This window comes from Succinivibrio faecicola, from assembly GCF_019448115.1.
Classification (GTDB): domain Bacteria; phylum Pseudomonadota; class Gammaproteobacteria; order Enterobacterales; family Succinivibrionaceae; genus Succinivibrio; species Succinivibrio faecicola.
Map to the genome: position 1 here is coordinate 1 of NZ_JAGFNY010000001.1, position 25,468 is coordinate 25,468.

A 25,468-nucleotide genomic window follows, 5' to 3' on the forward strand; every position below is an offset into this window, starting at 1 on the left:
TTTTTAAAAAGCAGATTGTAAGTGAATTACAACCTTGGTTAAACTGTGATCAAAGTCCGTTTCATTTGGTCACCGTAAGAATTTAATTATTTTGCAATAGGAAATTCAATCACACTCCATGCTATAAATTCTTATTGGTGGGCCGAAAGAGGAATGGCCGCTTCAAAAGATGAAAAAGATTATGTCCACATTGTAGCAAATCACTTAAAAGCAAAAGTTCATGCATACAATTTTTCGATTTGGGAAGTAAGTTCAAAGGACAGAGGCGAATTTCTGTCATTACTTGATAATTATTTAGATCCAAGAATTGATCTTATTACTATTCAGCTTGGCGAAAATGCTAATGATTTATCAACTTGGAAAAATGACTGGATTGATTTAATCAATTATATTAAAACAAAAAATGAAAAAGCTAAAATTGTTATAGTAGGAGATTTTTGGTCGTTTCCTAAGCGTGATGAAGGAAAAATAGAAGCTGCAAAGCAATGTGGCGTTATATTCATTGATTTGTCAGATATTAAAGAAAATAAAACATATCAATCATGTATGAATTGCACTGTAATTGATGATGAAGGAAAAGCTCATCAAATTACTCACAATGGCGTTGCAGCACATCCAGGTGATCTTGGAATGAAAGAAATTGCAATGAGAATTATTAGTTCAATATAAAGAAATTTACAAAATTAACTTCTTTATCATCATTATGAGAAGAATTATAGATTCATAGATTAATTCTTCTCATATAAAATCTCACCATTTGATTTATATCTGTCTTAATCCATCATTTATTGAAATCAAACAATAATTTGAAGTCTTAACATAATTCAAAATTTTGAGTTTGATCATAAAATCTGAATATTATGATTCTTTACTAAAATAATAAATCAAAGCTTGACATAAGAAAATACCTTTAAAATCGTCTTTGATCCGATGGAATAAGGCGTTTGTGTTATAAAAAAACTCTTTTTTTTTAGAGCTTGATCAGATTTTAGAAAATAGTTTTCGTATTTAAAATAAAAGATGTGCATAATACATACAAGCCTTATGTGGCTTAGCTTTGAAACTCAAAGTCAACGATTAACATTCATATTAGGAGTAAGTTGTGAATAAAAGTCAGTTAGTAGATAGCGTTGCTAAGAAGTCTGGTTTAACAATCAAGGATTCAACAGCAGCTGTTAATGCAGTAGTAGATTCAATCAAGGACGCTTTAGCTTCTGGTGATACTGTTACATTAATCGGTTTTGGTACTTTCTTAGTACGTGAGCGTGCTGCACGTAACGGTCGTAACCCACGTACAGGCGAAATCGTTAAGATCCCTGCAGTTAAGGTTCCTGCATTCAAGCCAGGTAAGACTTTCAAAGATGGCGTAAACAAGTAATACTTACTTAAAAATGCAAAAAGAGCCAGGTTTTAGCCTGGCTTTTTTACTTTTTTTTAATAAAAAAAACTCTATAAATCAAGGCAAATAGAGCATTTTTGAATTTAAATTTTGATAAAAAATTCGTATAATGTTTAAGTTTTTATAAACAGGTTTAGACTCTGGAGTAATGATAAATGTTATCAGACAAACTGCGTGAAGGCGCGCATGGCAAAGTATTTAAATTACTGTTTGTCATTATTATGTTTAGCTTTGTATTTGCTGGTATCGGCAGCTATATGATCGTTCGCAATGATAATGATCCTGCACAAATTGGTGAAACAAAGATTTCAGCAAATGTATGGAAAGCTCAGTACGATGATCAGGTAAGGGCAATGCAAAGACAGTATGGCCCTCAGTTCAACAAAGTACTAAGCAATAAGGATGCGGTTTCAGCTTTACGTCTGTCTGTACTTGAGCGATTAATTGACAATGTTGCTGTTAATACTGTTACCTATGAACAGGGTATCAGAATTTCTGACAAGCAGGTTAAAGAAGCAATTGTTAAGGAAAAGGCCTTCCAGAAGAATGGTAAGTTCTCTCAGGAGCTATTCAACGCAGCTACAAGAAATATGGGCTCAAGCCCTGACAGTTTTGCAAATTCAGTAAGAAACGATCTTGCAACAGATCTTCTTTTTAATCCTGTTTTTGCTTCAGGCTCTGTAGCATATCCATATGAGATTGAGCTTTTATCAAAACTATTTTCACAAAAGAGAGTTGTTGATATCTATACAGTAGATACCAAGGCTCTTGAAAAGTCTGTAAAGCTTACTGATGATGAGATTAAGTCTTACTATGATGCAAATCATGGCAAGTTCATGAAGCCAGCATCAGTTAACTTCAACTACATTGTTTTAAGTGTTGATGCATTAAAGAAAGATGTTGCTGTTACTGATGAAGAGCTTGAGAATTACTACAATTTAAATCAGAGTGATTTTACAGTTCCATCAAAGAGAGCTGCATCTCAGATTATTATCAGATCATCTGAAGAAAACTTTGCTGACAAAGCAAAAGAGGCTTTAGCTCAGTTAAAGAGTGGTGCATCATTTGAGTCAGTTGGCAAGAAGTATTCATCTGACAAATCATTTGAAAAGACAAAAGGTTCATTAGGTACACTTGAGAAAGGTTCATTATCAAAAGAGCTTGATGTTGCATTATTCAATTTGAAGAATGTTGGTGATTACTCTGAGGTAATTGTTGATAACTATGGTGCACACATCATTCGTCTAGATAAGATTACAGATGCTTATGTTCCTGCACTAAAGGACATCAAAGCTGATGTTACTGAGAAGTATGTTTCATCAAAGGCATTAGAAAAGTACAACAAGTTATCACAGGATCTGACAGACATTACCTATGAGAATCCTGATTCACTTGATATTGCAGCAGAAAAACTGAATCTTAAGGTTTTAAATTCTGGAAACGTTGTATTTGGTCAGACCAATGTTGCATGGCCTTTAGGCGTTGAAGAAGTTCAGAGTCTTGCTTTCAATGAAGAGAACAGAACTTCTCATACAAACACAAATGTAATAAACATCACTCAGGATTCATGCATTGTAATCAATGTAAATGAATACAATGAAGAGAAGCTTTTACCATTTGATGAAGTTAAATCAAAGGCTCATAATCTTGCTCTTGATAATGTTGTAAATCAGAAGGCTCAGGAGCTTTTAGAGAAGGTAAAAGAGCAGGCTAAGGCTGGAACTTTAAATGAACTTGATCCACTTGTATTAAAGAGCTCAGATTTAACTGTTGCACGTGGCCAGAACAAGCAGTTCTCTGATGTATTTACATTATCAGTATTTGCAATAGAAGATTCTGTAAACTCTGGCATTATTGCAGATAATTATGGTAAAAAGTCATTAGCTATCCTAAAGAAAACAATGACAGAGAATGAAGAGGAAATGAAAAAATATGTTCTTTTCATTCGTTCACAGCTAGCTCAGTTTAAACTACAGAAACTCCAGTCTGTTGTTACAAAGGCAGCTCGTGAGCTAACAGAGGTTGAATATAACGAAAGTGCTATTAACTCTGTAATCAAGGAATCTAGTTCAAATCTGGATAACTAACCTGTAATAAATGTACAAAAAGTCTGATTTTGTAAAAAAATCAGACTTTTTTTATGTCTCAAAATAGTGAAAACTCAAAAATAGTGCACCAAAAGACTACATTATAAACAGTTTATGTAAAAAATAATGCTATATTTTGGTGCATAATTATGAGATTAAATAATAATTTAGCTTTGATAAATTTAATTTATAATCAAATAGTTAAAGTTATTTATATAAAGTCAATCAAGAAGTATTTCTAATAATAAAGAAAATCAGTCATCTTTACCAGATATTTCCTTTGTATTTTAATAATAAAAAAAATTCTAAGGAAAAGTATATGAACATTCATGAGTATCAGGCAAAAGAGATATTTAAAGAGTATGGTTTACCAGTATCAGAATTCTATGTTAGCACTAAGGCTACAGGTATTGGTAAAGCTGCTTATGAGCTTGCTCCAGGACCTTTTGTTGTAAAGTGTCAGGTTCATTCTGGCGCACGTGGAAAAGCAGGTGGAGTGGCATTAGTTGAAACTCCTGCTATGGCAGAAGCATTTGCTGCAAAATGGCTTGGTAACCGTCTTGTAACCAAGCAGTCAGGTCCACACGGAAAGCCTGTAAACAGAATTCTTATTGAAAGAGCAATCGATATTAACAAGGAGCTTTATCTTTCAGCTACCATTGATCGAGCAAGTGCTAGACTTACAGTTATTGCATCAGCATCTGGTGGTATGTCAATTGAAGAGTTAGCTTTAACTAGTCCTGAAAAGATCCTAAAGTCCTATATTGATCCTCTTGTAGGCCCACAGCCATATCAGGGCCGTGAACTTGCTTATAAGTTAGGTCTTACAGGCAGCCAGGTGAATGCTTTTACAAAGATCTTCTTAGGTATCTGCAAGATGTTTGTTGAAAAGGATTTATCACTAGTTGAAATAAATCCTCTTGTAATCACTAAAAGCGGTGAGCTTGTATGTGCAGATGCAAAGATTAATACTGATCCATATGCTGCATATAGACACAAGGAATTGGCAGAGCTTGATGATCCTTCACAAGAAGATCCTAGAATTGCAAGAGCAGTTGCAGCTGGTTTCAGTTATGTTCCATTAGATGGAAACATTGGCTGTATGGTAAACGGAGCAGGTCTTGCAATGGGCACCATGGACATTTTAAAGAATCTGGGAGGTGCACCTGCAAACTTCCTTGATGTAGGTGGCACCGCAACAAAAGAAAGAGTAATGGAGGCTTTCAAAGTTATTCTTGAAGATCCGAATGTTAAATGCATTATGGTCAATATTTTTGGTGGTATTGTCCGTTGTGACATGATTGCTGAAGGTATTAAGGGCGCAGTTGAGCAGATTAAGATATCAGTTCCTGTTGTTGTAAGACTTGAAGGTAATCAGGCTCATTTAGGTGAAAAGATTTTAAATGAGTGCGGATTGAATATTGTATCAGCAAGAGATTTAAGACAGGCAGCTCAGTTAGCCGTTAATGCAGCAAAGTAAGGATCAGTTATGAGTATTCTAGTTAATAGAGAAACAAAGGTTATTTGTCAGGGTATTACAGGTTCACAGGGTACTGCACATTGTACTCAAATGCTAGAGTATGGAACCAAACTTGTTGCTGGTGTAACTCCTGGTAAAGGTGGCATGACCCATTTAGGTGTCCCTGTATACAATACAGTAACTGAAGCTGTTGCAGCTACCGGTGCTACTGTATCAATGGTAATGGTTCCACCTCCATTTGCAGCAGATTCAATTCTTGAGGCTATTGATGCAGGTTTAGAGCTTGTTGTATGTATTACAGAAGGTATACCTGTTCTTGATATGCTCAAGGTTAAGGCAAGACTTGAAAATTCAAATACTGTTCTTATTGGACCAAACTGTCCTGGTATTCTCACTCCTGATGAGTGCAAAATTGGTATTATGCCAGCATCAATCTTCTCAAAAGGCAAGGTTGGTATCGTATCGCGCTCAGGAACGCTGACATATGAGGCTGTTAAAGAGACAACTGAAGCAGGATTTGGTCAGTCAACCTGTGTTGGTATCGGTGGTGATCCTATTCAGGGATCCAACTTCGTTGATATCTTAAAGCTTTTTGAAAACGATCCAGAAACTGAGGCTGTTGTTTTAGTTGGTGAAATCGGTGGCAGTGCAGAGCAGGATGCGGCTAAATTCATCAAGGAGCATATGACAAAACCAGTTGTTTCATACATTGCAGGTGCATCAGCTCCAAAAGGTCAGCGTATGGGACATGCAGGTGCAATTATTTCAGGTGCAAATGCAACAGCTGAAGCAAAACAAAAAGCACTTATGGATGCCGGTGTTACTGTAGTATCAACAGCAGCTGATATTGCTGATGGATTAAAAGAAGCTACAGGCTGGAACTAATAAAAAAGCAGTGCGGTGCAATGCCGCATTGTTATCTTATTTTTTATGATACATATCAAATAGATACAAAATATCGTTTTTTTCATTCTATTGTCTGTTACAATGATTTTGTAACAAAGGAGATAGTATGAAATCTTTAATTCTTGGCTCACTGTTAGGTCTTATGACTTTTTCTGCAGCTGCTGATGTTATGATTGATGTAAGAAACGATTCATCTGATGATTGTTCTCTTGCAATTAATGCTCGTACTGACAAAACCAAATGGATTACTCAAGGATGGTATGTTTTTGCTTCAGGTGAAGAAGCTCCTATCATTTTAAAGGGAATCAACGATATTCATAATGTTTATATCTATAACGACTGCAAGCCTGTTCCTACTTCTGCAAAGAGCGAAACCAAGAAGGGCTGGGTAAAAACAAACTATAAGTTTACCGATGAGAATCCTCGCGAAAAGGATCCAGGATACGAAGAGGTTGTTTTCGAGAGACTTCAGTCTGATAAGTATCAGATCCAGAATTAATCTTTTGGCATATTTTGTGCTTTTATCTTTTATATAACAAGTGGTGGCAATTATTGCCACCTATAATGGAGTAAAAGGTATGAGTACATTTGTTGGCAGTATTGCTTCTAGCTATATATCTGACATAAATACAGACAGTAGAAGCAAACAATCCTATGCTGGTTTAGATTTTCTATCTGAGCTTTCAAATGGCACACAAGAGGAAATCACATTATCTGATTGTTCCTACGAAGTTATAGATAAAGTAGAGCAGTCCTATTCAGATAAATTCTCAGTATTAAATAAAAGAGCTCCTAGTGCCGAGGATATGAGTGTTCTTGAAAAAAGCTCATATAAAAAGGATTTGTGCATTCTTAATTCATTTTCAGATCCTCTGATAAATGCCACAAAACTTGCTAAAGGCGGCATTTGCAGATTCCTTTAGATTTTAAAAGTAAATGATTTCTTGGTATCATACACAAAGTTAATTTGTGTATGAATTTTTTTATGTCAGATACTTACAAGATCCCAAATCTTAAAAACGGTGCAGTGCATCGAGTTGAACTTATTGTCAAAAAAAGCAGATTTATTACTACTGTTGCAAGAACACATGGTGTAGATGAGGCTAAGGCTTTTATTTCAAAAGTAACAGAAGAATTTTCAGATGCAAGGCATAACTGTTTTGCATATGTTGCAGATAAACCTGGCAATTCAGGTTATGCCGGCTGTTCTGATGACGGTGAGCCTCATGGAACTGCAGGTCAGCCAATGCTTAATATTCTCCTGCACTCTGATGTAGGTGAGATAACTTGTGTTGTAACCAGATATTTTGGTGGAATTCTACTAGGTACAGGTGGTCTTGTAAAAGCATATTCAGACAGTATCAAACTGGCATTAGAATCTCTTGATGTTACTGATATGGTAATAATGAACAGAGCAACTATCAGAGTTGATCACTCAATTGTAAATCTTGTGCTTAGACTATTCAAAAAATACCAGTGTGAGATTATAAATCAGGAATATACAGATAAAGTATCTTATACAGTTGATATCCCTGCTGACAGTTTTGATAATCTGCAATCTGAGATTACAACTATCAGCAGAGGTGAAGCTTTTATAACAAAAGAAAACTGAGTTTGTAACTAGCTATTCATTGCTGTTTCAAGCTCTTCTTGCTTTTCAAGCCATAAAAGCTCAAGCTCTTCAACACAATTTGCCAAAGCAGCTCTGTCAATTGACATTTGTTGAGCTTTTTTAGAATCAGTCTGATATAAACTTCCATCTAAAAGCAGATCGTCAATTTCCTTTATCTCAAGCTTTGTTTTCTCAATTTGCTTTTCAATTTTTTCAATTTCAAGCTTAAGAGGTCTTAATGCCTGACGCTTTTGAGCTTCTAGTTTTTTCTGCTCTTTGGTTTTGTAGCTTTGCTCTTTAGCAGATGAGCTTTGCAAAATAGCTTTTTGCTCACTTAATTTTTCTTTATATTCTCTGTTCTTTTCGTTAAGATAATTCTGATAGTCGTTAAGATCGCCATCAAAAACACTAACCCTGCCCTCATCAATAAGCCAAAGCTTATCTGCAATTGCCTCTAAAAGATGTCTGTCATGAGATACTAGAATTAAAGCGCCAGGATATGATGTAAGAGCTAAAGTTAAAGCTTCACGCATATCAAGATCAAGGTGGTTGGTTGGCTCATCTAGCAGCAGCAGGTTTGGCTTTTGATATGCAACCATTGCAAGAGCAAGTCTTGCCTGTTCGCCACCTGACATTGTGCTTACAATAGCCTTTGCCTTATCTCCTGAGAAAGAGTAGCCACCGAGAAATGATCTTAAATCCTTTTCAAGGGCCTTTGGATCAAGCTTTTTAAGATTATCAAGTGCACTTAGATTCTCATCAAGTTCATCTAGCTCATGCTGTGCAAAGTAACCGATTTTTATATCCTTACCAAGTGTTACACAGCCTTTAACAGGAGGAATTACAGAGCATAGTGTTTTAATAAGAGTAGATTTACCCTGACCATTCTTACCTAAAAGACCGATTCTGTCTCCTTTGGTTATCATAAGATTTATATTTTTAAGTACACTTTCATTATCATAGCCACAGTCAAGATCTTTTAAATCTGCAAGAATATCTACTGTTCTTTCAGGTTCAAAAAAGCGGATATGATATGGTGATTCTTCAGCTGTAATTGCTGTTAGCTTAACCTTTTCAATGGCCTTTAACATGCTTTGTGCCTGTTTAGCCTTTGATGCTTTATATCTGAATTTATCAACAAAAGCCTGCATATGAGCTAAAGCTGCTTCTTCCTTTTTACGTGAAGCTTTCTCATTTGCAATTCTCTGTGCTCTTAATCTTTCATAATCTGAATAGTTACCTGTATACATTACAAGCTTTAATGATTCAAAATGAAGCATATGAGAGCAGAATGTATCAAGGAAATCTCTGTCGTGAGATACGCAAAGAATTGTTCCTTCATAATTCTTAAGATAATTCTCAAGGAAGATAATTGTATCAAGATCAAGGTGGTTTGTAGGCTCATCTAAAAGCAGAACATCAGACTTATATATAAGAGCTTTAGCAAGATTAAGTCGCATTCTCCATCCACCAGAGAACTCCTTTACCTTGTTGCTCATCTCGCTGTCTGAAAAGCCAAGACCGTGCAGCAATATCTTTGCTCTTGAATCTAAAGTCCAGTAACCTGCTATACCAAGTTTATCTTCAATTAAGGCAATTTTCTCACCATTGTTTTCCTGATAGGCTCTTTCTTTCTGTTTTAAAAGCTCTACAAGATCTAAATCGCCTTCTTTAACGTAATCAAGTGCACTTATTTCAAGTGCTGGTGTCTGCTGAGCAACAGATGCAATTTTAAATCCCTTTGGGATTTGTAAATTGCCTTTTTCAATCTGTACTTCTCCTTTTATAGTTGCAAACAGAGTAGATTTACCACAGCCATTTCGGCCTATGATACCTACTTTCTGACCAGGAAAAATACTGCATGATGCTTCATCCAGGAGTGTATTTACTCCACGCATAATGGTGACTGAAGATAATTGAATCACAATGTATACCTACAAAAAGACAGCCATTTAGGCTGTCTTGATTAAATAATTAGTTTAATGCCTGAGAGGTCTGAACGATTGTAATACCGTCATGAACGCGAATGTTTCTGATATTCAGCATATACTTGCTGCCGGTTTTTCTGATAATAGAAACATTTAACAGAGGAACATTATTCTGACGGCATGCTCTTACAAGAGATGGAATAAGAGTAGATGATCCCTGATTTTGAGAAATCCTTAGCTTGCCAGATGAAATTGCCTTGTGTGAATTCTCATTAAGAGCAGTTGAGATTGGTTTTGACAGATCAGTAATACACTCATGCAGTTCTTCAGGAACAATTGTTGGTGCCACATAGATTGTACCAAGATCAGGTGAGATCCTTTTTGCCTGTGCAGTTGCAATAGTATAAGCCTTGTTCTGAGCTACTGATGAATCTACAAGATGACATGTCTTTGAAGATTCTTGTGAAAGACCTTCAACTGACTGATTAACAGCAGATGCAATATCTTCCTCATTACTGCCACCATCAACAAATGGAGTCAACTTTTGATCCTGTACCTGTGTGCTCTTATCATCCTGGCTGTGTTCTTGTTCATAAAGTTTATTTAGATCAACTTTACCTTCAAGAACATCTTTCATTGAAACTTTGTTAAGTTCATTTGAAGCCTCTCGCCCCTCAAGAGAACTTACATGTGGAAGTAAAGACTGGTTATTAGATCTCTCATCTGGAACGTAAGGCTTAACTACACCTGCCTTAAGCTCAGTTGATAGAGTTTTTTCAATGTCATTACCAAGTTTTGAAGATTCTGTATCTTCTATTTGCTTGGTTTTATGTACAGCTTTTGCCTTTGGTTTTTGTTTTGCTTTTTTAGCTTTCATATCTTCCTGAAAAGATACTTTTTTACCACCAGTTGCTGTATTTGTGTCGAAAAATGATGCACAACCTGCACATAAAGATGCAGATGCTGCAAATATAAGAATTAGTGATAATTTTTTTAATTTCATTTTATTTAGATCTTATCGCCTGGGAAACCGAAACCACCTAGATAGCCACCTGCAAGCAGATGCATATGAATGTGAGGTACTTCCTGACAGCCATTTTTGCCACAGTTTACAATTAGTCTGTATCCACTTTCTGCTACGCCCAGATCCTCAGCAATCTTTCTTGCTACAGTGAAAAGACGACCTAGCATTGGCTCATCCTCTTTTTCAACATGGCTTACTGATGGAATTGGCTTGTTAGTAACAATAAGAATGTGGTGCTCAGCTTTTGGTGCAATATCAAGGAAAGCTGTAACAAGATCGTCATGGTAAATTGTCTTTGATGGAATTGTGCCGTTAATGATCTTTGTAAAAATTGTTTCTTCGCTCATAGTAAACCCCTATTGATTGTTCTGTTAATTCACCGATTATACCATAAACAAGCTTATAGCTGTCTTTGATTCTTAAGATTTCTTATGTTTTTCCGATAATTAGATAAGAGGTCTTAAAAGGAGGATCACTATGAGCCAGGAATTATTATATTCGGTCATTGCTAGACCTTCTCTTGGAGCTGAAAATCTTGTATACAGACGCAGGGTAGCAAAGACTTCAGAAAAGGATAATGCAAAGAGAGCCGAGTCTAAAGAGCAGAAGTTTACTAAAGAGCAGAACAGATTTTCTGATGATGATGGTGAACTTAAGGACTTGGAGCACCTGGGATCTAATATAGATTCTACTGTCTGATTGCTTTAAATAAAAAGAGTAATGGACTATAATCCTTATTATGAGTAATGAAGTATCGCCTTTTGCAAAGGCCTCAAGTGACAGTATAAAAGTTGAACTGCCTGTTGCAACAGAAAGTATACAGGCAGGTTTTCCTGCGCCCAATGGCGGTTATATTGATGGAAAACTCGATGTAAACGAGTTTTTAATATCATCCCCTCATTCAACCTACATTTATAAGGTAAGTGGAGAATCCATGATAGATGCTGGTATCATGCCAGGAGACTATGTACTTGTTGATTCATCCATCGAGCCCTCTAATGGTGATGTAGTCGTTGCACTTGTCGATGGAGAGTACACCATAAAGGAGCTGGTACTTTCAAATCCCCCAAAACTTGTGCCACGTAACAGTGAATATGCACCAGTTCAAATCACTGAAAACTCTCTTGTGACAATTATTGGCCCTGTCATCTCGGTTGTGCGCAAATATCACTAATAAACTTACATTCTTTAAGCTGTTGTATATTTATTTTTTATTCAATAGCACGTATAATTGTGATGTGCGTTAAACAAAAGGCTATTCGTATTGTGAATAGTGATCAATTTTTATTAAAACAAATCATATAAAATACTAAGAGAAATCCTAAGTAGTAAAAGATTTAGACTTTTTAAGGAGTTAGACATGATCGGAATTGTAGTAGTATCACATAGTACTAAAGTTGCAGAAGGTATTTGTGATATGGTAGAGCAGATTGCTTCTTCAAGCGAGAACAAGCTGCCGGTAATTCCTGCAGGCGGTAATGCCGAAGGTAAATTAGGAACAGATCCTAAAAAGATTTTAGAAGCAATCAAGAAAGTTGATGATGGCGATGGCGTAGTTGTTCTATGTGACTTAGGATCTGGCGTTATCAGCTCTCAGGCTGCTATTGCAATGCTTGATGATACTCAGAAGTCAAGAGTTAAGATTGCTGATGCTCCATTACTTGAAGGTGCTGTTGGTGCAGCAGTTGAAGTTGCATCAGACTCACAGTCAACAATTGATCTTGTAGTATCAGCAGCTGAAGCATCACGTCAGTTACACAAGAAATAATCACTGTTCCATGGTGTACAGAGTGTGCACCTGTAATAATAAAAAGCTCTGCATGTATTTGCAGAGTTTTTTTTATGTGTTATTTTTTTTACCTTTGCTTGTATTTATATTTTTTGCATAAAAAAAGGATCCTAAAAATGTAGGATCCTCATATACATTTAGACTTACCGTTAGTTTAGTTTGTCTTTTACTTCCTTGTTTACAATATTTGCAACACATGAATCTGACCATACATTTAAGCATGTTTCAATCATGTCAATTACTGCATAAACAGGAAGAATAATACCCATTAGCGCAACGTTTACCCCCATTGAGCTTACAAGTGAAATTGTCAGGAAGTAACAGCCCATAGGAACACCAGCATTGCCAACAGCTGCAAATGTAGCTATAACAATCCATAAGATGAAACTTGATGCTCCAAGCTCAATACCAGCATTTTGCATTAAGAATAATGATGTAATCAGAATGAAAGCAGCACAGCCGTTCATGTTGATTGTGGTGCAAATAGGTAAAACAAATCTTGAAACTCTCTTGTCTACATTAAGATTATCCTCAGCTGATGCAATTGTAACAGGAAGAGTACCTGCTGATGACTTTGAGAAAAGTGCAACTGCCAAAGCTGGTAGCATACCTCTTGCAATCTTGAATGGATTTAATCCTCTTAGTAATAAAATTGCAGGGAGGATAATGAACATCTGAAGCAGATTTGATGAAATTACCACACCAAAATACTGTGCAATACCACCAAGAATTACACCTGCTTCAAGCTGTGAAACAAGCTGAGATGTAAAAGCCAGGATACCTAATGGTAATATAGCAATCAGCCAGTGAATAAGCTTGAATAACAGCTCCTGGAAACCTGAAATAAAGCTAATTAAAGCATTCTTGCCTTCACTTTCCTTTAATGATGCAATTGCAAGACCGAAAGCTGCTGCAACTAGCAGTACTGAAAGTACATTGCCAGATACAAATGGCTGGAACAGATTGTTTGGAACAATTGAAACAATATGATCAAGATATGACAAAGATTCATATTTTTCAACTGAAGCTGCCGCATCAGAGGTTACATCAGCAACATTTGCTGGGCTTACAAAAATATAAATAAGTGCACCTACAGCTGCTGCTGTGATTGTAGTAAGCAGAGTATAGAAAACAGTATGTGCAAAAATGGTTCCACCATTACCGCCACGTGTAAGCTTGGATAGGGTGGCCATTAGTGAAACTGCAATTACAGGTACAGCAATGAAGCTAAAAAGTCTTGTATATACAGTTGCAATAACGTCTGTTATGCTGTTTACTGTAGCGTTGCCAATATAACCTAAAACGGCACCTGCAATTAAAGCACCAATATAAAAAGCTGCTGTTCTAACTCTCTTTTTTCTGTCTACTTTTGATAGTGCAGTATCGGCAGCCTCAACAATGCGGTTGTTATTTGTCATAAAAATCCTTAATTAGTCCTGATGATATAATGCTGTTGAAAGATATCTGTCACCATTGTCAGGAAGTATAACAACAATGGTTTTACCCTCGTTCTCATCCTTCTTTGCAAGATCAATTGCAGCAGTTAGCGCTGCTCCTGAAGATATACCGATAAACAGACCTTCTTTCTGAGCAAGAAGTCTTCCGTTATTGAATGCATCATCGTCATTTACAGCGATAATCTCATCAACAACAGAGCTATTATAAATCTTTGGAATGAATCCTGCTGAAATACCCTGAATTTTATGAGGACCTGGCTTGCCGCCTTCTAAAACTGGAGATGCAGCAGCTTCAACTGCAACAATCTTAACTGATGGCTTCTTTTCCTTTAGATATTTGCCAGTACCTGAAACTGTACCGCCAGATCCTACAGCTGATACGAAGATATCGACCTGACCTTCTGTGTCTTTGAAAACTTCAGGACCTGTAAGTTCGTAGTGAGCCTTTACGTTTGCCTCATTTTCAAACTGCTGAGGAATAAATACATTCTCATCTTCTTTTGCAAGTTCTGAAGCCTTTTCAATAGCACCTTTCATGCCCTTTGAGCCTTCAGTTAAAATAAGCTTTGCTCCATATGCCTTAAGAATGTTTCTTCTTTCAACTGACATTGTCTCTGGCAGAACTAGGGTAACATCAAGGTTGTATGCTGCACCAACTAGTGCAAGACCGATTCCTGTGTTACCAGAGGTAGGCTCAACAATTTTTGTCTTTTCATTGATTTTACCAGCCTTAATCGCTTCTTTAATCATATAAAAGGCAGCTTTATCCTTGATAGAGCCAGATGGATTGAGACCTTCAACCTTTGCAAGAACTCTTGCCTTCAAATTTAAGAGCTTTTCAATATTTGTAAGCTCTACAAGTGGAGTATTTCCTATTAAGTCTGTAACTGATTTGAAAAGCGCCATTTTCAAGTTTCCTTAAATAATTATATTAAACCTATCAAAATACTGTGTATTTTGATTATATACGGAATTCTGCTCATATTGCAACAAAATAAAAGATCAAAATCATGGTTTTTATCTGTAAGAGCTTTTCTTTATTTTTTATTACTGATAATTTGTATTATCATATGAACTTAGTGTAGATTTGCTGGATCATAAAAATAATGAATAACAATATTTTTCCTCTTTCAATGTTTGACAACATTAAAGCACATCCTGAAAATTACCGGCTTATAGAAAGAATTCCTTTAACTGTAAATGGTGTTGATACTCATTTCCCTATTAAATTAAATGAGCCTGTTGAAGGTGAAAGAGTTCATACTGTTGTTTTTCTTGATACAGAGACTACAGGTATGGATTTTGAAAAGTGCAAGTTAATCGAGCTTGGAATGGTTAAGGCAACCTTTTCTCTTGATAGAAAGATAATTCTGTCTGTAGATAAGTACTACGATGAATTTGAAGATCCTAAAGAGCCAATTCCAAAGGAGATAATTGAAATTACCCATATTACAGATGATATGGTTCAAGGGCACAGTTTTGATGATGATATGGTTGCAAATTTTCTTGCAGGAAGACCACTTATAGTTGCTCACAATGCTGGTTTTGACAGACCGTTTTTCGATAAACGCTTTGGAATGTTAAATAATTTAAGCTGGGCTTGTTCACTAAAAGAGATTAACTGGTCAAAACTTGGTTTTAACGGTCAGAAACTTGAATATTTAAATTCATGTCTTGGCTATTTTTATGATGCACACAGAGCATATACAGATGCTTTGGCTTTACTCTGGATCCTTTATCAAAAGCCAGATGCTTTTGCTTGTCTTGTTGACAGTGCACTTAGCAAGAGTATCAAGATTGATATTAAGGGCAATACTTTTAGTATCAACAATGAACTTAAGAAACTTGAGTTTCGTTTTGACAGTTTCAATAAGTCATGGTACAGATATGTAGGCTCAAAGGCCGAAGCTGTAAGACTACAAGAAACAATTGAAAATACCTATAAACAAGGTGATGTCAATTTCACTGTAAAACTTACAGAACTCACTGCAAAAACAAGATATAAAAAATAAAACTGATAAATAAACATAAGGTAAAAAAATGAATAATCTGGTATCAAAAGGAACATCCTTTTTTAAAGAGTTTCAGAAGTTTGCTGTAAAAGGCAATGTACTTGACATGGCAATTGGTGTTGTTATCGGTACTGCATTTGGCAAGATAGTATCTTCACTGGTTTCAGACATAATTATGCCTCTTATCGGACTTGTTGCAGGTAATGTGGATTTGAAAAAACTGTCTGTAACCTTGTGTGAAAAGACTGATACATCTGATGCTGTAGTAATGTCCTATGGTGCTTTTTTACAGAATGTTTTTGATTTTATTCTGATTGCTTTTTCAATCTTTATTGCAATTAAGGCTGTTATAGCACTTAAGAAAAAGGTTATTAAAGAGGAAAATGAGGCAAATGCAGCAGCGCCAGCTCCTGTAACTCCTGAAGATATCCAGCTGTTAAGAGAGATTAGAGACCTTTTAAAGAAATAACACATGCAAAAATCAGCAAATAACAATACCAAACCTGCCCGTGCACCTTTAAGAGATGTAGATGGTATATTTTTACTCGATAAACCATCAGGTATCAGTTCAGCACTTGCCTTAACCAAGGTAAGAGGTATTTTCAGAGCAAATAAAGGTGGACATACAGGAACACTTGATCCTTTAGCTTCGGGGCTTCTTCCTATATGTTTAGGACAGGCAGCAAAGTTTTCCTCTTACTTTTTTGAAGGTGCTAAAAAATATATTGCTACAGGAAAACTTGGTATCAGTACAACCACCTGCGATGCTGAAGGTGAGGTTGTAGAAACAAAAGACTATCAAGGCTGTATTGATAAACTAGAGTCAACCATTGAAAGCTTTTTAGGTGAGATAACTCAGGTTCCACCGATTTATTCTGCTATTAAAGTTGATGGCAGACCTCTTTACAAGTATGCAAGAAAAGGTCAGGAAGTGGAGGTTCCATCTAGACAGGTTCAGATCTTCAGTATTGATATTCTCGATAAGAAAGCTGATGAATTCACTGTTTGTGTTTACTGCTCAAAGGGTACATATATTCGTACTCTTGTAAGTGACATAGGCCAGGCTCTTGGCTGCGGTGCTCATGTATCAATGCTTCGAAGAATAGAGGTTGATGGACTGCCAAAAGGTCAGATGCATACTTTGGAATTTTTGCAGAATCTTGCAGACTCAAGAGATGATATTGCCTATTTTGATGATATGGACAGACTTTTAATAAAAGTAGAAGATGCTATGAATTATCTTCCGAGGATTAATGTTCCATATGATAAGGCTGTTCTTCTGTGCATGGGGCAAAGGCAGAAAATTGATGATTCTTATTCTTTTGAAAACTGTACAATAGAGACTTCAACTACTTTGCAGATAAGAACCAATGGAATGTTTTTAGGAGTCGGCCATATTCAAAAGGGAGTTTTAATCTCTGACAGAATGATGTCTGATCCTCTTCATACAAACAAAGGGTTATACAAAAACTGATTATGTTTTATCGTAGTTTACTTTCAATATTATCTATCGCAAGTCTTGTCTTTGTTTCAGGCTGCATTGATAATTCAAAACTGACAACAGAAAATTTAAAAAAAGCAATAAATCAAGATCTGGCAAAGAATCAGATTTATATTGCAATACCCGGTCAGTTGCTTGATAGTGGAACTATGGTTAAGTCTTTTGTTATTTTTGATCCTGATTATGAAAAAGCATCAAATAAGTCTTCTGTATATGACAATATGTATCTGCAGGGGCTTATTGATTATGCATTTGTTCTTGAAAAATCCAAATTATTAAATCTTTCAAGAGGTGTCTTCAAGAAGAAGGTAGAATTTGTAGGTATGGTTGATTCCAAAGGTTATTCATTAACCTATATTGACGATATTAATAGAACCTTATCACCAACAAAGTATCCTGGTATCTTAAAGGCTATGATTGGAAATCTTGAAGTAAGAGACTTTGTTAAAACAACCAATCCATATATGGAAGACGGTTTAAAAACAATTGATATTGAAGTGAATGTAAAACTTGCAAACAAGCTTGATTCAATTTCAGAAGAAGTTGTCATTGACTCATATGCCTATGAGGAGATCTCAAGAGCGGTTATATCCTACAAGCTGTATCTTGATGAGACTGAGAGACGCTGGAAGATAAAGTCCTCAACATCTGCAAAAATTGATATTGTAAAACGCTTTTACAGATCTATCTGTTCTCAACATTTTTAATTATGAATCTAATAAATCTAATCTGGTATCAGAAGATAAATATAAGGAATTTTCTCTTAATAATTTTTCTTTTTCCTTTTTCATGCCTTTTTTATATTCTATCTTTAATCAGAAGATTGCTTTTTAGATTTGGATTTAAAAGGCAGTTTAAGAGTAAGGTCCCTCTTGTAATCATTGGTGGTGTGAGTGTAGGAGGATCTGGCAAGACTCCATTTTGCATTGCTCTTATTAAGCATTTGAGTGAACAAGGATTAAAGGTAGGTGTACTTAGCCGGGGCTATCACTCAAAGAATACTTCATATCCTATTAAGGTTGAATTATCTACAGATGCAAAGATCTGTGGAGATGAGCCTTTGCTCATGAAAATGTCATCAACAGCTGATACTTGTATTTTTGTAGATCCTAAAAGAGAGGGCGCTATTAGGGCTCTTGAAAATGAAGGCGTTGATGTAATTTTATCAGATGATGGTCTTCAGCATTATGCAATGCAGCGAGATATTGAGATAGTTGTTCTTGATGCAAAAAGAATGCTTGGAAACGGGCTTTTACTGCCGGCAGGTCCTAACAGAGAAGGCATGTGGCATGTAAAAAAAGCTGATTTTGTAGTGGTAAACGGCAAGAATGATACTGATTATCACACAATGATTTTAAAGGCTAATCAACCTGTATCCTTAAAGAATTTTTTGGATCAAGTCTCTGATACAGAGCAGATATCAAAGTTTACAGACGTGATTGCAATGTCAGGTATTGGCAATCCTCAAAGGTTTTACAACACCTTGAAGGAGATGAATTATAATATTGCAGATACTTTAAATATTGCTGATCATGCTGTTGCATCTGATAGAGATATTTTATTGGCAAGTGAAAAATATCCTGTACTTATGACAGCAAAAGATGCAGTAAAATACTCACACTTAAAAGAGTGCAAAAATCTATATGTAGTAACTGTAAACGGACATATAGATGATGAATTTTTTGAAAGTTTTGACAGAAAACTGTTTGATTTACTTAAGAAGTAGCTTATGAAAGATTATATTGTCGCAATTCCTGCAAGATACGCCTCAACCAGATTCCCAGGAAAACCTCTTGTTTTAGTTGGTGGTATTCCGATGATTAAAAGAGTCTGCATGCAGGCACTAAAAAGCAATGCAAAGTCAGTTGTAGCCTGTGTTGATGATCAAAGAGTTGCAAAGGTTCTAGAGAATATGGATGGAACCTGCGTGTGCATGACATCTAAGGATTGTGCTTGTGGAACAGACAGAATTGCATCAATGATTAAGACAATGAATATAGATCCTGAAACTGTCATTGTAAATGTTCAGGGAGATGAGCCTTTGATAAATCCAGAGCACATAGAGCAGGTTGCAAGCCTTCTTGAAAGTTCAGGATGTGATATGGCAACTCTCTGTTTTGAAATTGACAATGTAAAGGATGTTTTTGATCCAAACTGCGTTAAGGTTGTTTTTGACAGAAATTCAAAGGCTCTATATTTTTCAAGAGCTCCTATTCCTTATGAAAGAGACAATTTCCGTAATAAGGAAATTACTGATATTAGTGAACTTATGCACAAGCACTATCATCATATCGGTATTTATGCATACAGGGCAAAGACAGTTTTAAGCTATGCTGCAATGGCACAAAGCTCACTTGAAGTTTCAGAAAGCCTTGAGCAGTTAAGACTTATGCAGCATGGCTATACAATAGCAGTTGCTCCAACATCAAATCCACCGGAAACTGGTGTTGATACTCAAGAAGATCTAGACAGAATCAATGCAATTTTAGATCTAAAGAACAGCTAGTCTGCTCTTAAAAGGTTAAGGTATATCCATATCTTAACCTTTTGAATTTAAAAAACTTTCTAAATTAATCCATTTAAAAGCAATTTTTTTCTTGTTATCCTGAAATTTCTCTTTATAATCACAAAAAAAACATGTTGTGTTCATTCTTTCCTTTAAGGATATGCGTTATGAAGAATTTTTCTAAAATTCTGTTATCTTCTGTAATAGCTTTAAGCCCAGTATATGCTGCAAATGCACAATCAGATATTAATATCTGGAACTGGTCAGACTATATTGGTGAAAATACTGTTTCAGATTTTGAAAAGGCTACAAAGCTTAAGGCAAATTATGCCGTTTTTGATTCAAATGAACTTGTAGAGGCTCGTCTTTTATCAGGTAAGTCTGGCTTTGATGCTGTTATGATGACCAGCTATTATGTGCCACGTCTTGCAAAGGCAGGTGCTCTTCAGAAGATTGACAAAACAAAGATCCCAAACTGGAAACACCTTGACAAGGCCAGAATGGAAGCTTTAGCCAAGATTGATCCAAACAATGATTATGCATATCCATATACAGAAATTTCAGTTGGTATCGGTTATAACAAAGATAAAATTGCTGAGATTTTCGGTAAGGATTATAAGATTACATCTTGGGATTTCCTTTTAGATCCTGAAAATTCAAAGAAATTAAAGCAGTGCGGAATTGCTGTTCTTGATTCACCAATTGAGGTGATTTCAACAATCATGCACGTTTTAGGTAAAGATCCTAAATCAGAGAAGGCTAAAGATTACGATCAGGCTTTAGATGTATTAACAAAGCTTGCATCTAATGTTTCATATTTCCACTCATCACGTTACATCAATGATTTGGCATCTGGTGAAATCTGTGTTGCTATTGGCTATTCAGGTGACGTTTTACAGTCTACACAAAGAGGTAAGGCAAACGGTGTTAATGTTGATTATGTGATCCCAAAGGAAGGTTCAGCTTTCTGGTTTGACTGCTGGACTATCGCTGCTAACTGCGATCACTATGATGCAGCACATCAGTGGTTTAACTACTTACAGGATCCTGTAAATGCAACTAAAGTTGCAAATGAGATCCGTTACATTATGCCTGTAAATGCAGCTATTGCAGGTCTTGATCAGGATTTAAAGGATAATGATTCATTAAATCTTTCAGAAGAAAAGATAAAGACCATGTATTTCCTGACTCCTACAACTTCAAAGTTAACAAAGATTACAAACCGTATTTGGAACTCCATGAAGTTAAATTCAGGCAGTCATGACGATAGCTCAAATAATGAGTAAAATAAAAATTAGGCTCGCAAATGCGAGCCTAATTTTTAGCTTGAAAGTCTGTTAAATTAAAGTCCAACATTTTCAATAACTGATCTTATACACAAAGCACTATTCTTTAAAAGAGCAGTTTCATTATCAAAAAGCTTTGGTGTAAATCTTTTTTCAACACCATTTTTTCCTATAAGACATGGCAGTGATAAAGACACACCATTTAAGTCATATTCTCCTTCAAGTTGCATTGATACAGGTAAAACTGCCTTTTCATCTAATAATATTGCTTTTGCAATTCTTATAGCACCTGCAGCAATACCAGTATTTGTCCATCCTTTTGCATTATTAACTTCATAGGCTGTTTTAATAACATTTTCCTGTATCATGGTTTTGTCAATTTTTATATTGAAAAAGTCCTGTATGTCATTAAAGTCAAGACCAGCGACCTTTAAAGTTGAGAATGCAGGAAAAGATGAATTGCCATGCTCACCTAGAACATATCCATATACATCATGAGGATCAACTTTTAAAAGATTTGAAATGATATATTTGAATCTTAATGTTTCAAGAGTTGTACCTGTTCCAAGTACCTGGCCTTTTTTCAAGTTGAATTTTGTTGCAGCTAAATATGTTGTTACATCAAGTGGATTGCTAATCATTATAATGACAGCACTTGTATTGTATTTTACGATATTTGTCATTACATCAGCTATGATTGCTGTATTTTCTTTTGCAAGTGTCAGTCTGTCAGAGCATCCTGGTTTAATACTAGGACCTGCAGCAATAATGATAATATCTGCATCTTGTACAGCCTCAAAACCGCCTGAATATACAATAGTATTTGCATTAAGTGACGAGCTCATTGAATGAGATATATCCAAAGCTTCACCAAATGCAACATTTTCTTTAATATCAACAAGAGAAATTGTTGAAAATAAGCCAAGAGCAACAGCTTTTTCAAGTACAGCTGAGCCTACATGTCCTACACCTACAATTGATAATTTATGTGGTTTCATTCTAAAGTCCTTTAGTCAATTAATAAGAACATTTTAATACTTTTAAAGGATTTATTTATCAATTTTTTAAATCATCTGTTGTCAATAATGTTTTATACAAATAAAATCTATTAAGGAGGAGATGATGGGACAGATCATTACAATATGCAATCCAAAAGGTGGAACTGCAAAAACATCAACAGCTATTAATCTTGCATGTGCAATGAGAGCAGTTAACAAGAAAGTATTGCTTGTAGATTTTGATCCACAAGGATCAGCAAGCTGTGCTTTAGGTTTTATGCAGACTGATATTGAGTGTAATCTTGCAACTGCAATTCTTGATAATGTAAATATTGAAAACTGTATTGTTCCATATTTAAAAGGCGGATTTGATGTAATACTTTCATCAGATGAGCTTGTGGCTGTTCCTCCTGCATTAAATGATGATCCAAATGCCCATCTTTGTCTGGATAATCTTTTAAAACCTTTAAAAGATAATTACGACATCATCATTGTAGATACACCTGCATCATTAAATCTTCTTACAAAAGCTGCTATATGTGCCTCAGATTTTATTATCTCAACAGTATCTTTAGATGTTTTATCTGTTGATTCAATGGCATCTTTAATGAAATTCTATGAGAATTTAAAAAGCAGTGGAATGAGTAGAGCTGTATTACTTGGTCTTTTAAGGACCATGTATGAACCACTTCATAAGATGTGTGATGTAATCTCAGCAGAGCTTGAGCATTCATTTACAGATCTTATTTTCAAAACTCTAATTAGTTACAATCCAAAAGTATCAGAGGCAAGCTCTGCAGCCTGTCCTGTCTTGCTCTATGACAGATCGTCAAAAGTTTCTCGCGAATATCTGTCTTTTTGTGCTGAAGTGATAAAAAGACTTCTGAAATGGCAGAAAATTGCCGAAAACTGATTTTTTGATATTTTAATAAGTTACTGATTTATAAGTAGAAATATACTTATAATAATCTTAGGCATAATATTTGCTTATCTTTTCCCATAATTCTAACTAATTAAAGAGAGAAAAAATTATGGGAATCACTTGTGCAACTAATATCACCTCTATGACTGCGCAAAGAAATCTGCGTCAGTCTACAATGCTTGGTGATACTACAACTCAAAGATTAGCATCAGGAAAGAGAGTTAATACTGCAAAGGACGATCCTTCAAATCTTCAGATTTCAAATCGTTTTACAGCTCAGATTAACTGTCTTGACAGAGGAAACAGAAATGCATCTGAAGGTGAGGCTGTAGCTCAGATTGCAGAAGGTGCACTTGCAGAGAATTTCTCTATTTTGCAGAGAATAAGACAGCTTGCTATTCAAAGTTCAAACGGAACTGTAAGTGATGAAGACAGAGCAACCATGCAAAAAGAGGTTAGTGAACTGTGTTCTGAACTTACAAGAGTTGCATGTAAGACAACCTATGGCGGTGCTCAGATCTTAAGAGGATCTGGTAATGGAATCATTTCTGATAGCGGTAAACTCTCAGTACAAGTCGGAGCAAACGCAAATACCACCTTGGATATTGATTTATCAACATCATTCACTATGGAAGATATGGTAAATGCATTAGGAGGTGTATCTGATGGAAACGGTTATGATGCAGCATCAAAATCATTTGATGTTTCAAGCTCAGATAATGCTCAGAAAGTTTTAGCTTCGATTGATACTTATATAGAATTTATTGATACAAAAAGAGCAGAGTTAGGTGCTGTTCAGAATAGAATTTCTTCATCGATTTCAAATCAGGAGAATATTATTGAACAAGAATCAGATGCCCGCTCAAGAATGATTGATGCTGATTATGCTCTTGAAACATCCAATCTTGCAGCTTACAACACAAGACAGAATGCAACATCTCAAATGCTTATGCAGGCAAATGCCAGACCGAATATTGTCGCAAGTCTTTTAGGTGGTTAGTTTAGAACTCTTTTTTAGAGTACTGATTCTGAAACATAATCGACTCTCTTTTGATGAATTGTCGAACTTATCCTCAACCAGCTCTGATGAATAACCGCATGCAGGGCATGGTTGAGGATCTCTGAATTCATAAACCAGATCACCTTCAGTAATAATATTCTTCATAAAGATATAAGGTGTATTACACTTTGGACATCGAATTACTTCAGCTTCATTAGTATTAATCTTATCTAATACAGCCATGAACTCATCAAAAGTTGGCTCCTGTTTTTCAATGGTTCTTGTAACTGAAGTTTCTATATTGAAAAAATGATTTAAAAATTCATTTAATAAAATAACTGTACTGTATGCTCCAACTGCAAGAATGTTTGAGATCTTTTGTGGCATTGCATAGTTTGACAGAATATCATTGATATTGTTTTTCTTTAAAATAAGGCGGGCACACATATTATAAAAAGCTACCATAAGCATGATCTGTTTGCTGTTTCTGACATGGCTCATCAACTTTTTGATAACAACTCTTTTACTGGTTTTCTTAAACTGAGCATTATATGTCTTGACCTGTGTATCATTAAGTCCGGAAAATTCCTTAAACATTTTTTCAACAGTTGAATGATGAAGTCCTGTAGCTTTTCTGATGCACTTTAAAGAAGCTCCTGATATTGTCATAAGCATGCACTCATACTTAGCTCTATTCTCATCAGAGATTTTAAAAAATTCTCTGTGATTTATCTTGCTGGCATTATAAGTATATTTTTCAACGACCTTAAGCATTGATGAGCTATCATGATTTAAAAGGCTTGTGAAGAATGAATTATAGTTTCTTACCGATTCTTCAAGAGAGTCTAGAACTTCCTTTTTATCAAGATCCAGTGTCATAGTAATATAATCAAGAGGAGTCTGTGTAAGTTTAAGAGTGGCAGGTTCAAAGAAGTTATGATCACCTTCACGGCAGATAGGAACAGTAAAAATATCTGAATCAATTACGCGAGCTTTTTTTACATAATAGCTAAGCTGTACTGGGATAAGATTTGAAAATAGATTAAAAACATCGTAAGAATTGCTGATCACAAACTCTTCATAACGTTTTGTTATGGAATCATAGTTTACTTCAACTTCTAATTTATCCAGATCAATTTTTGGATTATTATCAGTTTCATTATTTTTGCAAATAGAATCGTGCTTTTTACAGACAAGATTTTTTCTGTTATTGAAAAAATAGTTGCCGTATAATGAGTTTTTAATAATCATAATACATTCCTTAATGTGATATGGCTCACATATATTGAAATTTTGTGCAATTATACTTATCTAAAACACATTATCAAGCACAAATGGCTTATAAATCGTAGTTTTCTAAATTTTAAAATTTTATCATATTGATTTATAGCATAATTAATAGAAAGAAAACTGTGCAAAAAGATCGTAAATGTGCATATTTTTAATATTATCTGAAATTTCAGATTTGAGATTTTAAGCACTAATGAAGATTATAGGAAAGATGTTAATTTGAAATTTTTTTTTATGAAAACAAATTATTGAACAAAAAAAACGACCCACA

General features: G+C 35.3%; 27 protein-coding genes. 20 read left to right on the forward strand and 7 right to left on the reverse strand.

All coding sequences use genetic code 11. The annotated features are described in order from the left end of the window. Window positions 1-153 precede the first annotated feature (153 nt). From J5V48_RS00005 to J5V48_RS00040, 8 genes are all read left to right on the forward strand, one after another. On the forward strand, window positions 154-669 hold the full coding sequence (locus tag J5V48_RS00005; RefSeq protein ID WP_219935648.1) for an SGNH/GDSL hydrolase family protein: 516 nt from the start codon (window positions 154-156) through the stop codon (window positions 667-669). Window positions 670-1,102: 433 nt separating this feature from the next. After that, window positions 1,103-1,378, forward strand: coding sequence for an HU family DNA-binding protein (locus tag J5V48_RS00010; protein ID WP_219935650.1), 276 nt, complete (start codon window positions 1,103-1,105; stop codon window positions 1,376-1,378). Between the two features lie 176 nt (window positions 1,379-1,554). Beyond that, a complete protein-coding gene (locus J5V48_RS00015) occupies window positions 1,555-3,486 on the forward strand; it encodes a SurA N-terminal domain-containing protein (RefSeq protein ID WP_219935653.1) in 1,932 nt (643 codons plus the stop codon). A 319-nt stretch (window positions 3,487-3,805) separates the two neighbouring features. Continuing rightward, a complete protein-coding gene (sucC, locus tag J5V48_RS00020; protein WP_219935655.1) occupies window positions 3,806-4,966 on the forward strand; it encodes an ADP-forming succinate--CoA ligase subunit beta in 1,161 nt (386 codons plus the stop codon). Between the two features lie 9 nt (window positions 4,967-4,975). Then, window positions 4,976-5,851, forward strand: coding sequence for a succinate--CoA ligase subunit alpha (gene sucD / locus J5V48_RS00025; protein WP_219935657.1), 876 nt, complete (start codon window positions 4,976-4,978; stop codon window positions 5,849-5,851). A 127-nt stretch (window positions 5,852-5,978) separates the two neighbouring features. Continuing rightward, a complete protein-coding gene (locus J5V48_RS00030; protein ID WP_219935659.1) occupies window positions 5,979-6,371 on the forward strand; it encodes a DUF1036 domain-containing protein in 393 nt (130 codons plus the stop codon). 79 nt (window positions 6,372-6,450) lie between these two features. Further along, window positions 6,451-6,795, forward strand: coding sequence for a hypothetical protein (locus J5V48_RS00035; RefSeq protein WP_219935661.1), 345 nt, complete (start codon window positions 6,451-6,453; stop codon window positions 6,793-6,795). Between the two features lie 62 nt (window positions 6,796-6,857). Next, the gene (locus J5V48_RS00040; protein ID WP_219935665.1) at window positions 6,858-7,484 is read left to right on the forward strand and encodes a YigZ family protein; all 627 of its coding nucleotides are present in this window, start codon (window positions 6,858-6,860) and stop codon (window positions 7,482-7,484) included. A gap of 8 nt (window positions 7,485-7,492) precedes the next feature. On the opposite strand, the gene abc-f is transcribed toward J5V48_RS00040, so the two are convergent. The 3 genes from abc-f to J5V48_RS00055 are packed head-to-tail and all read right to left on the reverse strand — an operon-like array spanning window position 7,493 to window position 10,783. Then, window positions 7,493-9,409, reverse strand: coding sequence for a ribosomal protection-like ABC-F family protein (gene abc-f, locus J5V48_RS00045; protein ID WP_219935667.1), 1,917 nt, complete (start codon window positions 9,407-9,409; stop codon window positions 7,493-7,495). 49 nt (window positions 9,410-9,458) lie between these two features. Continuing rightward, entirely contained in the window at window positions 9,459-10,415 is a 957-nt protein-coding gene (locus tag J5V48_RS00050; RefSeq protein ID WP_219935669.1) for a hypothetical protein, read from the reverse strand. A gap of 5 nt (window positions 10,416-10,420) precedes the next feature. After that, a complete protein-coding gene (locus tag J5V48_RS00055; RefSeq protein ID WP_219935671.1) occupies window positions 10,421-10,783 on the reverse strand; it encodes a histidine triad nucleotide-binding protein in 363 nt (120 codons plus the stop codon). A gap of 130 nt (window positions 10,784-10,913) precedes the next feature. On the opposite strand from J5V48_RS00055, the gene J5V48_RS00060 reads away from it, so the two are divergent. The 3 genes from J5V48_RS00060 to dhaM all read left to right on the forward strand — a co-directional run bounded on the left by J5V48_RS00060 (window position 10,914) and on the right by dhaM (window position 12,204). After that, the gene (locus J5V48_RS00060; RefSeq protein WP_219935673.1) at window positions 10,914-11,135 is read left to right on the forward strand and encodes a hypothetical protein; all 222 of its coding nucleotides are present in this window, start codon (window positions 10,914-10,916) and stop codon (window positions 11,133-11,135) included. 40 nt (window positions 11,136-11,175) lie between these two features. Next, window positions 11,176-11,610, forward strand: a complete 435-nt coding sequence (locus J5V48_RS00065) for a LexA family protein (protein ID WP_219935675.1) — start codon at window positions 11,176-11,178, stop codon at window positions 11,608-11,610. Window positions 11,611-11,796: 186 nt separating this feature from the next. Then, the gene (gene dhaM / locus J5V48_RS00070) at window positions 11,797-12,204 is read left to right on the forward strand and encodes a dihydroxyacetone kinase phosphoryl donor subunit DhaM (protein WP_219935677.1); all 408 of its coding nucleotides are present in this window, start codon (window positions 11,797-11,799) and stop codon (window positions 12,202-12,204) included. 170 nt (window positions 12,205-12,374) lie between these two features. Here dhaM and J5V48_RS00075 read toward each other — a convergent pair whose 3' ends face one another. Both J5V48_RS00075 and cysK read right to left on the reverse strand, forming a co-directional pair. Further along, window positions 12,375-13,643 carry a dicarboxylate/amino acid:cation symporter gene (locus tag J5V48_RS00075; protein ID WP_219935680.1) on the reverse strand — a complete coding sequence of 423 codons (1,269 nt, stop codon included), beginning with the start codon at window positions 13,641-13,643 and terminating at the stop codon, window positions 12,375-12,377. A gap of 12 nt (window positions 13,644-13,655) precedes the next feature. Then, window positions 13,656-14,588, reverse strand: coding sequence for a cysteine synthase A (cysK, locus tag J5V48_RS00080; protein WP_219935683.1), 933 nt, complete (start codon window positions 14,586-14,588; stop codon window positions 13,656-13,658). 200 nt (window positions 14,589-14,788) lie between these two features. Here cysK and J5V48_RS00085 point away from each other — a divergent pair, with 200 nt between their 5' ends. The 7 genes from J5V48_RS00085 (at window position 14,789) to J5V48_RS00115 (ending at window position 20,987) form a co-directional block, all read left to right on the forward strand. Then, window positions 14,789-15,694 (forward strand): 3'-5' exonuclease, encoded by a 906-nt coding sequence (locus J5V48_RS00085; protein ID WP_219935685.1) that lies wholly within the window; start codon window positions 14,789-14,791, stop codon window positions 15,692-15,694. Between the two features lie 28 nt (window positions 15,695-15,722). Beyond that, a complete protein-coding gene (gene mscL, locus J5V48_RS00090) occupies window positions 15,723-16,163 on the forward strand; it encodes a large-conductance mechanosensitive channel protein MscL (protein ID WP_219935687.1) in 441 nt (146 codons plus the stop codon). 3 nt (window positions 16,164-16,166) lie between these two features. After that, window positions 16,167-17,168, forward strand: a complete 1,002-nt coding sequence (truB, locus tag J5V48_RS00095; protein ID WP_219935688.1) for a tRNA pseudouridine(55) synthase TruB — start codon at window positions 16,167-16,169, stop codon at window positions 17,166-17,168. Between the two features lie 2 nt (window positions 17,169-17,170). Then, a complete protein-coding gene (locus tag J5V48_RS00100) occupies window positions 17,171-17,902 on the forward strand; it encodes a hypothetical protein (protein WP_219935689.1) in 732 nt (243 codons plus the stop codon). A 2-nt stretch (window positions 17,903-17,904) separates the two neighbouring features. Beyond that, window positions 17,905-18,921: a tetraacyldisaccharide 4'-kinase gene (gene lpxK / locus J5V48_RS00105; RefSeq protein ID WP_219935690.1), complete on the forward strand. Its 1,017-nt coding sequence runs from the start codon at window positions 17,905-17,907 to the stop codon at window positions 18,919-18,921. Between the two features lie 3 nt (window positions 18,922-18,924). Then, window positions 18,925-19,701, forward strand: coding sequence for a 3-deoxy-manno-octulosonate cytidylyltransferase (gene kdsB, locus J5V48_RS00110; RefSeq protein WP_219935692.1), 777 nt, complete (start codon window positions 18,925-18,927; stop codon window positions 19,699-19,701). 167 nt (window positions 19,702-19,868) lie between these two features. Continuing rightward, window positions 19,869-20,987 (forward strand): polyamine ABC transporter substrate-binding protein, encoded by a 1,119-nt coding sequence (locus J5V48_RS00115; RefSeq protein ID WP_219935694.1) that lies wholly within the window; start codon window positions 19,869-19,871, stop codon window positions 20,985-20,987. A 56-nt stretch (window positions 20,988-21,043) separates the two neighbouring features. On the opposite strand, the gene J5V48_RS00120 is transcribed toward J5V48_RS00115, so the two are convergent. Continuing rightward, window positions 21,044-21,985: a lactate/malate family dehydrogenase gene (locus J5V48_RS00120; protein WP_219935696.1), complete on the reverse strand. Its 942-nt coding sequence runs from the start codon at window positions 21,983-21,985 to the stop codon at window positions 21,044-21,046. Window positions 21,986-22,109: 124 nt separating this feature from the next. Between J5V48_RS00120 and J5V48_RS00125 the strand changes: the two genes are divergently transcribed. Together J5V48_RS00125 and J5V48_RS00130 are read left to right on the forward strand one after the other, a co-directional pair. Further along, on the forward strand, window positions 22,110-22,898 hold the full coding sequence (locus tag J5V48_RS00125) for a ParA family protein (RefSeq protein ID WP_219935698.1): 789 nt from the start codon (window positions 22,110-22,112) through the stop codon (window positions 22,896-22,898). A gap of 118 nt (window positions 22,899-23,016) precedes the next feature. Further along, a complete protein-coding gene (locus J5V48_RS00130; protein WP_219935700.1) occupies window positions 23,017-23,907 on the forward strand; it encodes a flagellin N-terminal helical domain-containing protein in 891 nt (296 codons plus the stop codon). On the opposite strand, the gene J5V48_RS00135 is transcribed toward J5V48_RS00130, so the two are convergent. Further along, on the reverse strand, window positions 23,896-25,158 hold the full coding sequence (locus J5V48_RS00135; RefSeq protein ID WP_219935702.1) for a hypothetical protein: 1,263 nt from the start codon (window positions 25,156-25,158) through the stop codon (window positions 23,896-23,898). The genes J5V48_RS00130 and J5V48_RS00135 overlap by 12 nt on opposite strands. Between the last annotated feature and the right edge of the window lie 310 nt (window positions 25,159-25,468).